This is a genomic window from Paracoccus shanxieyensis (assembly GCF_009711265.1).
Classification (GTDB): domain Bacteria; phylum Pseudomonadota; class Alphaproteobacteria; order Rhodobacterales; family Rhodobacteraceae; genus Paracoccus; species Paracoccus shanxieyensis.
On the sequence record NZ_WMII01000001.1, the window covers coordinates 169281 to 185490 of the forward strand.

Annotated in this window: 16 protein-coding genes and 1 pseudogene; 14 read left to right on the plus strand and 3 right to left on the minus strand. The window is 64.8% G+C overall.

The features are described 5' to 3' along the window. Nucleotides 1-38 precede the first annotated feature (38 nt). The 9 genes and pseudogenes from radC to GL284_RS00860 all read left to right on the plus strand — a co-directional run bounded on the left by radC (nt 39) and on the right by GL284_RS00860 (nt 10224). A complete protein-coding gene (radC, locus tag GL284_RS00820) occupies nt 39-818 on the plus strand; it encodes a RadC family protein (protein ID WP_155042750.1) in 780 nt (259 codons plus the stop codon). A 242-nt stretch (nt 819-1060) separates the two neighbouring features. Then, entirely contained in the window at nt 1061-1633 is a 573-nt protein-coding gene (gene petA / locus GL284_RS00825) for a ubiquinol-cytochrome c reductase iron-sulfur subunit (RefSeq protein WP_341870262.1), read from the plus strand. Between the two features lie 11 nt (nt 1634-1644). Continuing rightward, entirely contained in the window at nt 1645-2967 is a 1323-nt protein-coding gene (petB, locus tag GL284_RS00830; RefSeq protein ID WP_155042751.1) for a cytochrome b, read from the plus strand. Nucleotides 2968-3669: 702 nt separating this feature from the next. After that, nucleotides 3670-4404 (plus strand): annotated as a pseudogene (locus tag GL284_RS21430) (cytochrome c1); the annotation flags it as partial. A 116-nt stretch (nt 4405-4520) separates the two neighbouring features. Continuing rightward, nucleotides 4521-5396, plus strand: coding sequence for a ribokinase (locus GL284_RS00840; RefSeq protein WP_155042753.1), 876 nt, complete (start codon nt 4521-4523; stop codon nt 5394-5396). A 39-nt stretch (nt 5397-5435) separates the two neighbouring features. Continuing rightward, nucleotides 5436-6236: a S49 family peptidase gene (locus tag GL284_RS00845; protein ID WP_155042754.1), complete on the plus strand. Its 801-nt coding sequence runs from the start codon at nt 5436-5438 to the stop codon at nt 6234-6236. A gap of 106 nt (nt 6237-6342) precedes the next feature. Then, on the plus strand, nt 6343-7113 hold the full coding sequence (locus tag GL284_RS00850; protein WP_230382887.1) for an SDR family oxidoreductase: 771 nt from the start codon (nt 6343-6345) through the stop codon (nt 7111-7113). Nucleotides 7114-7404: 291 nt separating this feature from the next. Beyond that, nucleotides 7405-9273, plus strand: a complete 1869-nt coding sequence (uvrC, locus tag GL284_RS00855) for an excinuclease ABC subunit UvrC (protein ID WP_155042756.1) — start codon at nt 7405-7407, stop codon at nt 9271-9273. 51 nt (nt 9274-9324) lie between these two features. After that, complete coding sequence (locus tag GL284_RS00860) at nt 9325-10224, plus strand: hypothetical protein (protein WP_155042757.1); 900 nt, start codon at nt 9325-9327, stop codon at nt 10222-10224. A gap of 6 nt (nt 10225-10230) precedes the next feature. Here GL284_RS00860 and GL284_RS00865 read toward each other — a convergent pair whose 3' ends face one another. After that, entirely contained in the window at nt 10231-10926 is a 696-nt protein-coding gene (locus tag GL284_RS00865) for a metal-binding protein ZinT (protein ID WP_155042758.1), read from the minus strand. A 104-nt stretch (nt 10927-11030) separates the two neighbouring features. On the opposite strand from GL284_RS00865, the gene pgsA reads away from it, so the two are divergent. The 4 genes from pgsA to GL284_RS00885 all read left to right on the plus strand — a co-directional run bounded on the left by pgsA (nt 11031) and on the right by GL284_RS00885 (nt 13364). Beyond that, entirely contained in the window at nt 11031-11660 is a 630-nt protein-coding gene (gene pgsA / locus GL284_RS00870; protein WP_155042759.1) for a CDP-diacylglycerol--glycerol-3-phosphate 3-phosphatidyltransferase, read from the plus strand. Next, nucleotides 11650-11901, plus strand: a complete 252-nt coding sequence (moaD, locus tag GL284_RS00875) for a molybdopterin converting factor subunit 1 (protein WP_155042760.1) — start codon at nt 11650-11652, stop codon at nt 11899-11901. Before pgsA ends, moaD begins: the two co-directional genes overlap by 11 nt. A gap of 2 nt (nt 11902-11903) precedes the next feature. Beyond that, on the plus strand, nt 11904-12338 hold the full coding sequence (locus tag GL284_RS00880) for a molybdenum cofactor biosynthesis protein MoaE (RefSeq protein ID WP_155042761.1): 435 nt from the start codon (nt 11904-11906) through the stop codon (nt 12336-12338). Between the two features lie 69 nt (nt 12339-12407). Then, the gene (locus GL284_RS00885) at nt 12408-13364 is read left to right on the plus strand and encodes an acetyl-CoA carboxylase carboxyltransferase subunit alpha (protein ID WP_155042762.1); all 957 of its coding nucleotides are present in this window, start codon (nt 12408-12410) and stop codon (nt 13362-13364) included. A gap of 82 nt (nt 13365-13446) precedes the next feature. On the opposite strand, the gene GL284_RS00890 is transcribed toward GL284_RS00885, so the two are convergent. Continuing rightward, the gene (locus tag GL284_RS00890; RefSeq protein WP_155042763.1) at nt 13447-14715 is read right to left on the minus strand and encodes a 4-aminobutyrate--2-oxoglutarate transaminase; all 1269 of its coding nucleotides are present in this window, start codon (nt 14713-14715) and stop codon (nt 13447-13449) included. A 119-nt stretch (nt 14716-14834) separates the two neighbouring features. On the opposite strand from GL284_RS00890, the gene GL284_RS00895 reads away from it, so the two are divergent. Then, nucleotides 14835-15554: a rhomboid family intramembrane serine protease gene (locus GL284_RS00895; protein ID WP_155042764.1), complete on the plus strand. Its 720-nt coding sequence runs from the start codon at nt 14835-14837 to the stop codon at nt 15552-15554. On the opposite strand, the gene mnmC2 is transcribed toward GL284_RS00895, so the two are convergent. Beyond that, nucleotides 15528-16205 carry a tRNA (5-methylaminomethyl-2-thiouridine)(34)-methyltransferase MnmC2 gene (gene mnmC2, locus GL284_RS00900; protein WP_155042765.1) on the minus strand — a complete coding sequence of 226 codons (678 nt, stop codon included), beginning with the start codon at nt 16203-16205 and terminating at the stop codon, nt 15528-15530. The genes GL284_RS00895 and mnmC2 overlap by 27 nt on opposite strands. Between the last annotated feature and the right edge of the window lie 5 nt (nt 16206-16210).

Here is a 16210-nt window from a genome sequence, read left to right on the forward strand (position 1 = left end):
TAATCCGGCGTTAAGGGGTTTTGTGCCAGCCTGAGGGCATGGCACAGAATCGCTCTTTTCAAGAAGCTCCGCTTCCGCTTTTCACCCCTGCCCCTGCGGCGGGGGATGAAGCCCTGCCCGTGGCCATGGCCAGCGGCGGGCGTCTGCCAAGCTATATCTCGGATCACCGGGCAAGGCTGCGCGACCGCTTCATGCAGGGCGGGGCGGATGCGATGCCGGATTACGAATTGCTGGAATTGGTGCTGTTTCGCGCCATCCCGCGACAGGATGTGAAACCGCTGGCCCGCCGCCTGATCGACACATTCGGCGATTTCAACCGCGTGCTGTCCGCGCCCGTGCCGCGCCTGTCGGACATCCCCGGCGTCGGCCCCGCCGTCGTGCAGGAACTGAAGATCGTCGAAGCTGCCGCCCGCAGGCTGGCCCGGTCCCGCGTCCTGCACCGGCCTGTGCTGACCAGCTGGGACGTGCTGCTGGATTACTGTCATACCGCCATGGCGCATGATCAGATCGAACAGTTCCGCGTGCTGTATCTGGACCGCAAGAACGTGCTGATCGCCGATGAGGAACAGGCGCGCGGCACGGTGGATCACGTCCCGGTCTATCCCCGAGAGATCATGCGCCGCGCGCTGGAACTGACGGCCAGCGCGCTGATCCTTGTCCACAACCATCCCTCGGGCGACCCGACCCCCTCGCAGGCCGACATCACCATGACGAACCGCATTCAGGCCGCGGCCGAGGTCATGGGGATCACCGTGCATGACCATCTGATCATCGGCAAATCCCGCGAACTCAGCTTCCGCTCGGAAGGGCTGCTCTAGCGCCGCGCCTTTGCTAAAATCCGCAAGCTGCCGCAGGGGCGCGATTTTCCGGATGCGATTGCGGCGCCGGTCGCGACGCCAAAATCCCACACCTTGGGTGGAATGCGCGCAGATCACATTCCCCCCATGCTGGACTGACAAGAATTTGACCGCTACAAATCTTGCGAGGGAGGGGGAAGTGCAGGCTGTTACGGCCCGCTCCGTCATACGCCCGCAAGGGTGACAAATGGAGAGGAGAACCCGTGTCCCACGCAGATAATGACGCAGGCGACCACGGCGCTACCCGGAGAGACTTCCTCTATTTCGCGACTGCCGGTGCCGGCACGATCGCGGCGGGCGCTGCTGGCTGGACCCTTGTGAACCAGATGAACCCTTCGGCGGATGTGCAGGCGCTTGCCTCGATTCAGGTCGATGTCAGCGGCGTGCAGACCGGCACGCAACTGACGGTGAAATGGCTGGGCAAGCCCGTGTTCATCCGCCGCCGGACCGAGGACGAGATCACGCAGGGCCGCGAGGTCGAGCTGAACCAGCTGATCGACCAAAGCGCCGAGAACGAAAACAAGCCGGGCGAGCCTGCGCTGGACCAGAACCGCACGCTGGACGAGGCGGGCGAATGGCTGGTCATGCTGGGCGTCTGCACCCATCTGGGCTGCGTGCCCATCGGGGACGGCGCGGGCGATTTCGGTGGCTGGTTCTGCCCCTGCCACGGGTCGCATTACGACACGGCCGGACGCATCCGCCGTGGCCCGGCCCCGCAAAACCTGCATATTCCCGTTGCCGCCTTCGTCAACGACACCACCATCCAGCTGGGCTGAGGAGGCGCAAGATGGCCGGAATACCCCATGATTCTTACGAGCCGAAGCCCGGATTCCAGACCTGGCTGCACCGTCGCCTGCCGGTGGCCGGGCTGCTTTACGACACGCTGTTCATCCCCACGCCGAAGAACCTGAACTGGTGGTGGATCTGGGGCATCGTGCTGGCCTTCTGCCTTGTCCTGCAGATCGCGACTGGCGTGGTGCTGGTGATGCATTACACGCCGCATGTCGACATGGCATTCGCCAGCGTCGAACACATCATGCGCGACGTGAATGGCGGCTATATGCTGCGCTATCTGCACGCGAATGGCGCGTCGCTGTTCTTCTTTGCCGTCTATATCCACATCTTCCGCGGGCTTTACTACGGCTCATACAAGGCCCCGCGCGAGGTGACGTGGATCGTCGGCATGCTGATCTATCTGCTGATGATGGGCACGGCCTTCATGGGCTATGTGCTGCCCTGGGGGCAGATGTCCTTCTGGGGCGCGACCGTCATCACCGGCCTGTTCGGCGCCATTCCCGGCATCGGCGAATCGATCCAGACCTGGCTTCTGGGCGGGCCTGCGGTGGACAATGCGACGCTGAACCGCTTCTTCTCATTGCATTATCTGCTGCCCTTCGTGATCGCCGGGCTGGTCATCGTCCATATCTGGGCCTTCCACACCACCGGCAACAACAACCCCACCGGGGTCGAGGTGCGCCGCACCTCGAAGGCCGAGGCGCAAAAGGACACCCTGCCCTTCTGGCCCTATTTCGTCATCAAGGATCTGGTCGGGCTTGCGATCGTGCTGGTGGTGTTCTTCGCGGTGGTGGGCTTCATGCCCAACTATCTGGGCCACCCCGACAACTATATCGAGGCGAACCCGCTGGCCACGCCCGCCCATATCGTGCCGGAATGGTATTTCCTGCCCTTCTACGCGATCCTGCGGGCCTTCACCGCCGATGTCTGGCTGGTGCAACTGGTCAACTTCCTGTCCTTCCGCATCATCGACGCCAAGTTCTTCGGGGTGATTGCCATGTTCGGTGCCATTCTGGTGCTGGCGCTGGTGCCGTGGCTGGACACCTCGCGCGTGCGGTCGGGCCGGTTCCGCCCGCTGTTCAAGTGGTGGTTCTGGCTGCTGGCGGTGGATTTCGTCGTGCTGATGTGGGTGGGCGCAATGCCTGCCGAAGGGATCTATCCCTATATCGCACTGTTTGGCGCGGCCTATTGGTTCGCCTATTTCCTGATCATCCTGCCGATCCTTGGCATCATCGAGAAGCCTGATCCGATGCCCGCCACCATCGAGGAAGACTTCAAGGCCCATTACGGCCAGCCCACCCATCCTGCCGAGTAAGGAGAGGCATCAATGACCCTGAGATACGCACCGCTCACGGCCGTTGCGGCACTGTCCCTTGCTGTTGCAGGGGGCGCTGGCGCGCAGGAAAACGGTCTGGCCCCCGGCGTCACGGCGCCAGCGGGCTCCAGCTATCAGAACACGCAGGCCGGGGAGACGACCCCGGCCCCGGCCCCCGCAACCCCCGAGGCACCCGCTGCCGAGGCACCCGCCCCCGAGGCGCCTGCTGCGGAACCGCAGACCCCGCCCGAGGCTTCGGGTGGCGGATCCGGTGGCGGGCTTGCGCCGGGCGTGACCGCGCCTGCGGGCTCTAGCTATGGCACAGCCCCCGCGCCAGCCCCGGCCCCCGCGCCAGCCCCGGCTACCGAGGAACCCGCAGCAGAGCCCGCCGCGCCCGAGGCCCAGCCCGCGCCTGCAGCAGATGCGCCCGCAGCAGAAGCCCCTGCCGAACCTGCGGCCCCCGAGGCACCTACCGAAGCTGCACCGGCAGCGGAACCTGCGCCGCCCGCACCGCCTGCACCGCCCGAGCCCCCCACGCCTCCGGCGGAACCCGCAGCGGACGCACCCGCCCCGCCTGCCCCCTCTGAACCGGCAGCCGCAGAACCCGCAGAACCCGAACCCGCAGAACCCGCACCCGCAGCCGACGCGCCCGCCGAACCCGCAGCAGCCCCCGCCACTGAAGACGGCGCGCATGAAGCTGCCGCAGCCTCGCATGCCGCGCCGCATATCGAGGATGTCTCGTTCAGCTTCGAGGGGCCCTTCGGCAGCTATGACCAGTTCCAGCTGCAGCGCGGGCTTCAGGTCTATACCGAGGTCTGTTCGGCCTGCCACGGGCTTCGCTATGTGCCCCTGCGCACACTGGGCGATCCCGGCGGTCCGGGCCTGCCGGAAGATCAGGTGCGGGCTTACGCGGCCAACCTGACCATTCTGGATGCGGAAACCGGCGAGGACCGCCCCCGCGCGCCCACCGACCACTTCCCCACCATTCTGGACGAGGGCATGGGGCCGGACCTGTCGCTGATGGCCAAGGCCCGCGCGGCCTTCCATGGTCCGCTGGGCACGGGCATCGCGCAGCTGTTCCGGGGGACCGGCGGGCCGGAATACATCCACGCCCTGCTGGTCGGCTATAACGGCGAAACAAAGGACGAGGCGGGAAGCACCTTCTATCACAACGCCGCCTTCTCGACCGGCTGGGTCAAGATGCCGCCGCCGCTGTCGGACGGTCAGGTCACCTATGAGGACGGGACCGAGGCGACGGTGGATCAGATGTCGCGCGATGTCTCGGCCTTCCTGATGTGGACGGCCGAGCCGAAGATGATGGACCGCAAGCAGGTGGGCTTCGTCTCGGTGCTGTTTCTTGGGGTGCTGGCGGCGCTGCTGTTCATGACCAACAAGAAACTGTGGGCGCCGCATAAAGGCCCGCGCAAACCGGACTGACGCAAGCCCGTCCGGATCAGTGAAAGGCGCGTCGGACCGGCGCGCCTTTTGAGTCCGGCCGCTCTGGACAATGGCGGTGCGGCACGCTCAGGATGCGCGCGACCAAGGGGGGCGGCATGACCATCTATAATCTCGGCTCGATCAATATCGACCATGTGTATCGTTTGGCGGCGCTGCCCAAGGCGGGCGAGACGCTGCATTCGCGCGGGCTTTCGCTGGGCATGGGCGGCAAGGGGTCGAACCAGTCGATTGCGGCGGCGCGGGCCGGGGCGCAGGTCGTGCATCTGGGCGCTGTCGGCCAAGCCGATGACTGGGTGATCGACCGGCTGCGGCAGGCGGGGGTGCAGACCGACCGGATCGCCCGGCGGACCGATCAGCCGACCGGACATGCGATCATCCTTGTCGATCAGGACGCCGAAAACTGCATCGTCATTCATGGCGGCGCGAATACCGCGCTGCCCGACGAACTGGTGACGCGCGACATGGCCCGGATCGGGCCGGGCGACATCCTGCTGATCCAGAATGAGACGAACCTTCAGGCCGAGGCCGCCGCACAGGCGCGCGCGGCGGGGGCCACCGTGATCTATTCCGCCGCCCCCTTCCAGATCGAGGCGCTGCGGGCCGTGCTGCCCCATGTCTCGATCCTGGCGGTGAATGAGGGCGAGGCGCGCGAGACCTTTGCCACATTTGGCGAGGATCTGCCCGTTCAGGGCCTGCTGATCACGCGCGGCGCGCAGGGCGCGGAATATCGCGACCTGACCACCGGCACGCGGCACCATCAGCCCGCCTTCCCGGTACAGGCGCAGGACACGACCGGCGCGGGCGATTGCTTTGCGGGCTGGTTCGCCGCCGGATTGTCGCGGGGCGAGGACGCGCCGACCGCGCTGCGCCATGCCGCCGCCGCCGCCGCCTTGCAGGTGACGCGCCCGGGTGCGGGCGATGCCATGCCCGACCGGGCCGAGGTCATGGCATTTCTGTCCGATCACGGCTGACGCTTGCCGCGCGCCCTGTCAGACCCTATCTGAACAAGCATGAAAATCCCGTTTCTGAACCGCCCCGCCACCGTCTCGGTCCTGCGCCTGCAGGGTGCCATCGGCATGTCCTCACGCGGGGGGGGCGGCCTGTCCGATGCCGCCATCGCGCCCGTGATGGAACGCGCGTTCAAGCGCAGAAAGCCGGTCGCGGTGGCGCTGGTGGTGAATTCGCCCGGCGGCTCTCCGGTGCAGTCCAGCCTGATCGGCGCGCGCATCCGCCGCCTGTCGCAGGAACATGACGTGCCCGTCCATGCCTTTGTCGAGGATGTGGCGGCCTCGGGCGGCTATTGGCTGGCCTCCAGCGCCGATTACATCTGGGCGGATGAAAGCTCGGTCCTTGGCTCGATCGGTGTGATCGCGGCGGGCTTTGGCTTTTCCGACCTGATCGGGCGGTACGGGATCGAACGGCGCGTGCATACGGCCGGGCAGTCGAAATCCATGCTGGACCCGTTCCGCCCGGAAAAGCCCGAGGATGTCGAACGGCTGCAGCGCCTGCTTGAACCCATCCATGAGGCGTTCAAGGCCCAGATCCGCGCCCGTCGCGGCAACCGGCTGCCGCAGGACCGCGATCTGTTCACCGGCGAGATCTGGACCGGCAGGCAGGCGGTCGAACTTGGGCTGGCCGATGGCATCGCCCATCTGGTCCCCAAGATGCGCGAGCTTTACGGCAAGGACATCCGTTTTCAGAGCTATGGCCAGAAAACCTCGTTGCTGCGCCGTTTCGGGCTGTCGGCGGATGAGGTGGTGGACAGCCTGCAGGAACGCGCGGCCTTTTCGCGCTTCGGGGCGGGCGGCTGATGATCAAGACCGTCATCCTTTGCCTGCTGATCCTGATCGCTTTGGCGCTGGTCGCCGGTCCCGGTTTCCGCAAGCTGATCGCCAAAATTCTGGGCATTCGCTGGCCATGACGGCGCTGGTCACGGGCGGCGCGCGGCGTTTGGGCCGCGCCATGGTGCTGGAGCTGGCGCGGCGCGGTCACGACGTGGCGATTCATTGCAACGACTCGCGCGCCGAGGCCGAGGCGGTCGCGACCGAGGCCCGCGCCCTTGGCGTCAAGGCGCAGGTCTTTGCCGCCGATCTGCTGGACGCGGACGCGACCGAGGCGCTGCTGCCGCAGGTCACCGCCGCCATGGGGCCGCTGTCGGTGCTGATCAACAATGCCTCGGTCTTTGAACATGACGACATCCGCAGCGCGACCCGTGACAGCTGGAACCGGCATGTCGACAGCAATCTGCGCTCGCCTTTCGTGCTGACACAAGCCTTTGCCGCGCAGGCCGCGCCCGCCGACCGCCGCACCGCAGAGCCTGTGGCGCAGGCGCAGGTCATCAACATGATCGACCAGCGCGTGCTGAAGCCCACGCCCGAATTCATGACCTATGCCATGGCCAAGGCCGCGCTGTGGTGGCTGACCCAGACCACGGCGCAGGCGCTGGCCCCCGATATCCGCGTCAATGCCATCGGCCCCGGTCCCACCTTGCAGGGTGGCCGCCAAAGCCAGATGCATTTTGCCCAGCAGCGCAGCGCCACATTGCTGCAACGCGGGGCCGATCCCGACGATATCTGCGCGGCCTTGGCCTATCTTTTACAGGCCAAATCCGTGACCGGGCAGTTGATCTGCGTCGATGGCGGCCAGCATCTGGGATGGCAGACACCGGATGCGGTGGGCGTTGAATAGGCAAAGCACCGCGAAGTTGTCCACCTTGCCAAAGGCCGTCGCAATTCATTCACGATTCTGCCAGCAAATTCATGGCATTGTTACGAAGATAAAAAATATCCAGCAAAAACAACACCCTGAAATATTGCGCAAAATTTAAGCAGGTTAACAGAACCCCAATAAACGCTCGCATTCGCGTATCGTCCCAACAGGAGACTCACAGAGTTATCCACAGATTCCGTGGAAAGGATTCATCTTGATCTCGACCCCGGAAACTTGCAGCCGCCGACCAGAATCAGAACCCGACAGACCATGACCGATTCGCCCCGACCGACCCCGCCAAAGACCGGGCACGCCCTGATCCAGGATTACCTGAAAACCCTCGACGGCTCGCCGGGGGTGTATCGGATGCTGGATGCGCAGGGGGCGGTTTTGTATGTCGGCAAGGCGCGGAACCTGAAGGCGCGGGTGTCGAATTACGCGCGCGGCAGCGGCCATTCGGGGCGGATCGCGCGGATGATCCGCGAAACCTGCTCGATGATGTTTCTGACCACGCGCACGGAAACCGAGGCGCTGCTTTTGGAGCAGAACCTGATCAAGCAGCTGAAGCCGCGTTACAACGTGCTGCTGCGGGACGACAAAAGCTTTCCGAACATTCTGGTGGCCAAGTCGCATCCCTTTGCGCAGATCAAGAAGCATCGCGGCGCGAAATCGGAAAAGGGCGATTATTACGGCCCCTTTGCCAGCGCGGGCGCCGTAAACCGGACGCTGAACCAGTTGCAGCGGGTGTTTCTGCTGCGCTCATGCACGGATTCCACCTTCTCCAGCCGGACGCGGCCCTGTCTGCTGTTCCAGATCAAGCGGTGCAGCGCGCCCTGTGTCGGGCGGATCGAACAGGCGGATTACAACGCGCTGGTCGGCGATGCCGAGCGGTTCCTGCAAGGGAAATCCACCGCCGTGCAGGCCAATCTGGCCACCGAAATGGCCGAAGCCGCGCAGGCGATGGAATATGAACGCGCCGCCGCTTTGCGCGACCGCATCAAGGCGCTGACCGCCGTGCAGTCGGTGCAGGCCATCAACCCGCGCGGCGTTCCCGAGGCCGATGTGATCGCCCTGCACATGGAGGGCGGGCAGGCCTGCGTGCAGGTCTTCTTCATCCGCGGCAATCAAAGCTGGGGCAACCGCGACTTTTACCCCAAGCTGAACGGCGTCGAATCCGCCGATGAGGTGATGCAGGCCTTTCTGGTGCAATTCTATGACGGCAAGGTGCCGCCGCGCATGATCCTGCTGTCGCATGGCATCGAAGACCCCGACCTGATGACCGACGCACTGTCAGCCAAGGCCGGGCGCAAGGTGGTGCTGGGCGTGCCTCAGCGCGGCGAAAAGGCCGAGTTGGTGGACAATGCCCTGCGCAATGCCCGCGAAAGTCTGGCCCGTCGCATGTCGGAAAGTGCGGCGCAGATCCGGCTGCTGGAAGGTCTGGCCGAGGCCTTCGATCTGCCCGGCCCGCCGCAGCGCATCGAGGTCTATGACAACAGCCACATTCAGGGCGCGGCGGCGGTCGGCGGCATGGTCGTCGCCGGTCCCGAGGGCTGGATCAAAAGCCAGTATCGCAAGTTCAACATCAAGGGCACCGAGATCACGCCGGGCGACGATTTCGGCATGATGAAAGAGGTGCTGACCCGCCGCTTCCAGCGTCTGCTGAAGGAAGATCCCGACCGCCAGACCGACACATGGCCCGACCTGCTGCTGATCGACGGCGGCGCGGGTCAGGTCAGCGCGGTGCATGAGATCATGGCCGAGCTGGGCGTCGAGGACATCCCGATGATCGGCGTCGCCAAGGGTCAGGACCGCGACCACGGCAAAGAGGAATTCCACCGCCCCGGCAGCCGCCCCTTTGCCCTGCGCATGAACGACCCGGTGCTGTATTTCATCCAGCGCCTGCGCGATGAGGCGCATCGCTGGGCCATCGGCACGCATCGCGCGCGGCGCACCAAGCAGACCATGGCCAACCCCCTGGACGAAATCACCGGCATCGGCGCTGCCCGCAAACGCGCGCTGCTGGCACATTTCGGCAGCGCCAAGGCCGTCTCGCGCGCCGGGCTGGCCGATCTGACCGCCGTGGACGGCATCAGCGAATCCATCGCACAGAAGATCGTGGATCATTTTCACAAAAGCTAAGCCGCACACGCGCGCGTTGTGACGGCCGTTCGTTCTTGTTATGTTCTAATCATGCGGTGGAAGAATCGAAACATCCGGGCGGTTGCGGACATGATCTGCGGCAATGTCGATCACTTCCCCTACCGGACGGGGCGGCTGATCTCTGAGTTTTTCGAGGATTGCGGGCTGAGCCTGCGGCATGACGGCTCGACCCGGCGGGATTGGGTGGCGCGCAGGCTGCACGAGATCCTGTCCGTGCAACATCAGCCCGACATCTTGCCCGTGGTGTTTCAAAGCGTGCTTTCCAATCTGCTGGACCGGTCCGAGGCGCAGCCCGGTGATCCCACCCGGCAAAAGGCGCTTGCCGTGCTGAATGCGGTGCTGAATGCCGAAGGCTGGCTGGCCTTTGCCGATCCTCAGGGCGGGCTGCATTTGCACCGCCTGCCCGCTGCCCGAAACGGCGCCGATGCCGCGCAACTGGCGCTGTATCTGGATCGGTGTTCCGAAGACGAATTCCTTCAGAATCTGCTGCTGCCGGTGTTTCGCTGCCTTGGCTTTCAGCGCGTGACCGTCGCCGGGCATCGCGACAAGGCGCTGGAATATGGCAAGGATGTCTGGATGAAATTCGTGCTGCCGACGCAGCATGTGCTGTATTTCGGCATTCAGGCCAAAAAGGGCCGGATCGACGCGGCTGGCCGCAGCGCGCGCGGTGCCTCGAATATCGCCGAGATCCTGAATCAGGCGCTGATGATGCTGGGACACGAGATCTTTGATCCGGAACTGAACCGCCGCGTGCTGGTCGATCATGCCTTTGTCGTCGCCGGGGGCGAGATCACCAAGCAGGCCCGCAACTGGCTGGGCGAGCGGCTGGACGCCTCGCGCCGCTCGCAGCTGATGTTCATCGCACGCGAGGATATCCTTGCGCTCTGCGCCGCGACCCGGATGCCCACGCCCCAAAGGGACGCGGGCTAAGGCGCATCAATGCGCGATCATCTCATCGACGATCTGCGCGCCGGTCAGTTGCGCGGGGTAATAGGTCGGCCAGTTGGTCAGCTCATTCAGCAGCGCATCGCTGTCATCGCCCCAATAGATGTGAAAATGCCATGCCTTGCCCGGCGCGATGCCGTGATCGCTGAACTGGATGAAGGCCGGGGCCTCGGCATCTCCGGCGGTTTTGCGAAAGATGAAGCGCACGCCGCGATTGCCCTTGGCATAGGTCAGGATCTTGTAGCCATCGGCGCGATAGGTGCCGGTGGCCGTGTCGTCGCCCTTGTGGAAGGTCACCTGATCGCCGTGGATGGCAATGCTGTGGACATCGGTTTTATAGCCCGTGTCGTAATAGGCGCGGTAATCCTGCGCGGTCTTGTCGCCGGTTTCCGCCTTGTGGGCCATCACCGGATCCAACGTGCCGTCCTGCAGCAGCGGATAGACCGATTGCCAGTCGCCCTGATAATCCGACAGCGGGCGGTCCTTGACCTGATCATCCTTGAAATAACCGGCATAGATCTGCGGATCGACCTGCGCGTGGTCGTGATCGTGGTCATGTGCGTGATCGTGGCCATGGTCATGATTATGGTCATGCGTCTGGGAATTCTGCGCCAGCGCCGGTCCCGTGATCAGCATGGATGTGCCCAGCAGCAGCGCCGCAAGATGTCGTCCCATCGTCATCCTCATGTAATGTTATAATATTGCATTTTCTGATAACCTTGCCGCCGGATGATGGCAATAGGATGCGCGCCCTCTTTCTTCTGCGGCGGCAAAGTCCTAGATTGCGCGTCATGCGCTGGACCTTGCCCAATCTTCTGACCGTTCTGCGACTTGCGGCTGCGCCGCTGGTGCCGCTGATGTTTTTCTTTCTCAGCCGACCGCTGGCCGATTTCGCGGCTTTGGGGCTGTTCCTGATTGCCGCCGTGACCGACTGGTTCGACGGCTATCTGGCGCGGGCCTGGGGGCAGGAAAGCCGCTTCGGCGCGGCGATGGACCCGATTGCCGACAAGGCCATGGTCATCATCGCGCTGGTGGTCATCACCGGATATTCCGGCATGAACCCCTGGCTGATCTTGCCCGCCACCGTGATCCTGTTCCGAGAGGTCTTCGTGTCGGGCCTGCGCGAATTTCTGGGCGATCAGTCGCGGCTTTTGAAGGTGACGAAGCTTGCCAAGTGGAAGACCACGGCGCAGATGGTCGCCATTGCCGTCCTGTTCCTTGGGACCGGCCTGAAATACTATGAGGTCGGCCATCCGCCTCTGGTCGGCGAAACCAGCCTGCCATGGTCCAGCAGCTGGTCCGATCTGGCCACGCAGGTCGGGCTGTTGCTGATCTGGATTGCCGCCGTGCTGACCGCGATCACCGGCTGGGATTATTTCGACAAGGCCCGGCCTTTCCTGAGGGATCCCGATGCCCGTTGAGGTGCTGTATTTCGCATGGCTGCGCGAACGGATCGGCCAGCCGCGCGAAACGGTGCAGACGACCGCCGCCACCGTGCGCGAACTGGTGGCGGAACTGGCGGCGATGGATGAATGGCACGCCGCGGCCCTTGCCGATCTGACCGCCGTGCGCGTGGCGGTCGATCAGGAACTGGCCGATCTGGACGCCCCCATTGCCGGCGCGCGCGAGATCGCGTTCTTTCCGCCCATGACCGGAGGCTGATGATGCCTGCCCGCGTGCAGCCCGAGCCTTTCGACCTTGCCGCCGAGCTCGCCGGTTTCGGCGCGGGCTCGGGCGCGGTCGTGACCTTTTCCGGGCTGGTGCGCAGCGAAGACGGCCGGCTGGTCGCACTGGAGCTTGAGCATTACCCGGCGATGACCCAGAAGGCGCTGCAAGCCTTTGGCGAACGCGCGGCGGAACGCTTTGGTCTTGACGATTGGCGCATCGTGCATCGCCACGGCCTGCTGGCCGTGGGTCAGCCGATCATGATGGTCGCCACCGCCGCCCGCCATCGCAAGCAGGCTTTCGAGGCTGCCGAGTTCCTGATGGACTGGCTGAAGTCCCGCGCGCCGTTCTGGAAACGCGAGATCGGCCCCGACGGCCCCGGCGACTGGGTGGCCGCCACCGCCGATGACGAAGATGCGCTTGCCCGTTGGTAAGCCCGAAGTTGCATTCCCGCCCTGAGACGATCATATAGTCCCGCAAACCCGACCAGCGCGGAGCCGTGAATGACCTATCTCGAGTTCGAAAAGCCCCTTGCCGATCTGGAGGGCAAGGCCGAGGAACTGCGCGTTCTGGCCCGCAAGGGCGAAGGCGTCGATCTTGAGAAAGAGGCGGCGGGCCTTGACCGCAAGGCCGAGGAAATGCTGCGCGATCTGTACAAGCAGCTTGATCCCTGGCGCAAGACGCAGGTGGCGCGCCATCCCGAACGCCCGCATTGCCGCGATTATATCGCCGGGCTTTTCAGCGAATATACCCCCTTGGCGGGCGACCGCGCCTTTGGCGAGGACCACGCCGTCATGGGCGGCCTTGCCCGGTTCCGCGATGCGCCCTGCGTCATCATCGGCCATGAAAAGGGCAATGATACCAAGTCCCGCATCACGCATAATTTCGGCATGGCCCGGCCCGAGGGATATCGCAAGGCGATCCGGCTGATGGATATCGCCGACCGTTTCCGCCTGCCGGTCATCACGCTGGTGGACACCCCCGGCGCCTATCCCGGCAAGGGCGCCGAGGAACGCGGCCAGTCCGAGGCCATCGCGCGCTCGACCGAGAAATGCCTGCAGATCGGCGTGCCGCTGATTTCGGTGGTGATCGGCGAAGGCGGTTCGGGCGGGGCTGTGGCCTTTGCAACCGCGAACCGCATCGCCATGCTGGAACATTCGATCTATTCGGTGATCTCGCCCGAGGGCTGCGCCTCGATCCTGTGGAAGGATGCCGAAAAGATGCGCGAGGCCGCCAATGCGCTGCGCCTGACCGCGCAGGATCTGAAGAAGCTGGACGTGATCGACCGCATCATCCCCGAGCCGATGGGCGGCGCGCAACGCGCCCCCGCCGAAGCGATTGCCGCCGTGGGCGATGTCATCGCCGAGATGCTGGCCGAGTTCGACGGCAAGAAGCGCACCGAGATCATCAAGGACCGGCGGCAGAAATTCCTGAACATGGGATCCAAGGCGCTGGCCTGATCGCCCGGCCGCAAGGTCGCATGAGTATTTGTTGAACAGAGAAACGGAAAGGTCCGGCCTTGGGGTCGGACCTTTTTTCGTGTCAGCCGCGCGCGGCGAGGATCGAGGCTTCCAGAATGTCCAGCGCCTCGTCGAAGACCGCATCCTGAATGGTCAGCGGCGCAAGGAAGCGGATGACATTGCCATAGACGCCGCAGGTCAGCAGGATCAGGTTGCGGGCCAAGGCTTCCTCGCGCACGCGGTTGGCCATTTCGGCGTTTGGCCGGTCGCTGCCCGCCACGTTGAATTCGACCGCGTTCATGAAGCCGGGGCCGCGGATATCGACGATTTCCGGGACGGTTTCGGTCAGGCTGGCAAGGCGCTGCTTCAGCCGTTGTCCCAGCCGGGTCGCCCGCGCGCACAGGTCTTCGTCGGCGATCACGTCAAGCACGGCATGGGCCGCCGCCACTGCCAGCGGGTTGCCGGCATAGGTGCCGCCAAGTCCGCCCGGTCCGGGGCTGTCCATCACCTCGGCCCGGCCGGTGACGGCGCTGATCGGCAGGCCGCCGCCCAGCCCCTTGGCCATGGTCGTCAGATCCGCCGCGACGCCGTGATGTTCCATGGCGAACAGGCGCCCGGTGCGGGCAAAGCCCGTCTGCACCTCATCCGCGATCAGCAGCATCGCATATTGGTCGCAGATCTCGCGCAGGCGCTGCAGGAAGCCGGGCGGGGCTTCGTAAAAGCCGCCCTCGCCCTGCACGGGTTCGACGATGATGGCGGCGACCCGCGCCGGGTCGATGTCGGATTTGAACAGCCGGTCCAGCGCGGCCAGCGCCTGATCCTGACTGACGCCGTGCAATTCGTTCGGGAAGGGCAGATGCCAGATGTCGTTCATCATCGGCCCGAATCCCGCCTTGTAGGGCTGGACCTTGCCGGTCAGCGACATGCCCATGAAGGTGCGGCCATGAAAGCCGCCCGAGAACGCGATGATGCCGGGGCGGTTCTTGTAATGCCGCGCGATCTTGACGGCGTTTTCCACGGCCTCGGCGCCGGTGGTGTAGAAGGCGGTCTTTTTTGGGCCGTCGCCCGGCACCAGATCGTTCAGCCGTTCCGCCAGCGCGACATAGTTTTCATAAGGCACGACCTGATGGCAGGTATGGGTGAAGCGGTCCAGCTGGTCCTTGACCGCCTGAATGACCCGAGGATGACGGTGGCCGGTATTGACCACGGCGATCCCCGCCGCAAAGTCGATATAGCGCTGGCCGTCCTTGTCCCAGATCTCGGCGTTTTCGGCGCGGTCGGCATAGATCTGTGTCGTCATGCCCACCCCGCGCGAAATGGCGGCGTTCTTGCGGTCCGTCAGGCTGGTCATCGGCTGCTCTCCTTGCGAGTCTGCGGCGATGCTATACCTGCGTCGGTGATCCGAACAGGCCTGCTTGCGCCATGCCATCCGATGCGTCACGCTGCACCGTCACCAGTACAGGGCCCGCGATGTTTCCGATCCGAGATCACAACCCCTCCGAGCGCACGCCCTATGTCAGAAACGGGCTGATCTTTCTGAACGTGCTGATGTTTCTGCTGACCGATCCGTGGCTGGGCAATATGGATGCGCTGTGGGGGCGGCTGGCGCTGTATCCGCTGGCCATCACGCAGGGCGAATGGCTGTGGGGGCTGGTGACGCATATGTTCCTGCATGCGGGCTTCATGCATATCATCGGCAACATGCTGTTTTTGTGGGTCTTTGGCGATAACCTTGAGGATCAGATGGGCCATGTCGGCTTTCTGGTGTTTTATCTGGCCTGTGGCTTGCTGGCGGCGGGCGGGCAGATCATGGCCGATCCGCAAAGCACGATCCCGATGATCGGCGCATCCGGCGCCATCGCGGGGGTTCTGGGCGGCTATCTGCTGCTGTTTCCGCGCGCGCGCGTCGATGTCATCGCGATCATCATCATCATCTTCAAGCGCTTCACCATCCCCGCATGGGTGCTGCTGATGGCATGGTTCGCGCTGCAGGTCGTGGGCACGGCGGTGATCCGGGATGACGGCGTGGCTTATGTCGCCCATGCGGCGGGTTTCGTTGCGGGGCTGGTGCTGGCGCTGCCGGTCTTTCTGCGGCTGGGCGGGCGCGATTTCTGGGCCCGCACCCATGGGCGGCCACCGCACCGGCCCGTCGATTACACCCCCTCACGCATCCCCGAGGTGCGGCGCTAGGCGGCCCACGCTCATGTGGCGCTTGCCGGCAAAGCCCTGCACGCGGCTGACCGCAAAGCCCGCCCCCGCCAGCGCGCGCCGCACATGCCCGGCCGCGGTATAGGTGGCAAAGCTGCCGCCTGGCACGGTGTGGCGGGCGACCTGAGCCAGCAGATCCTCGCCCCATAATTCCGGGTTCTTCGCGGGGGAGAAGCCGTCCAGAAACCACGCATCGGCGCGGTCCTGCCATGCGGGCAGCGTCAGGCGGGCATCGCCGCGAATGACGCGCGCCTGCACCTGCCCCACGCAAAAGCTGTCCTGTGCCCAGCCCGCGCGCAGCTGGGCCGACAGACCCGCAAGCTCGGGGAAGGCGGCATGGGCGCGGGTCAGTTCGTCAAGGCCCATCGGGAAGGCCTCGAAGCTGGTAAAGCGGATCGGCTGCCGCGCGATCTGCGCCAGCGCCAGCAGGTTCAGCCCGGTGCCGAAGCCCAGTTCGGCGATATGAAAGCCGGGGACCAGACGCGCGGGCAGGTCATTGCCCGCCAGAAACACATGCCGCGTTTCGGCCAGCCCGCCATTCAGGCTGAAATACGGATCGTCGAACCGGCGCGACACGGGAATGCCGCCCTCGCGCCAGTCCAGATCGGCGCTGCTCTGGTCGCGCTTGCTCATCCGCG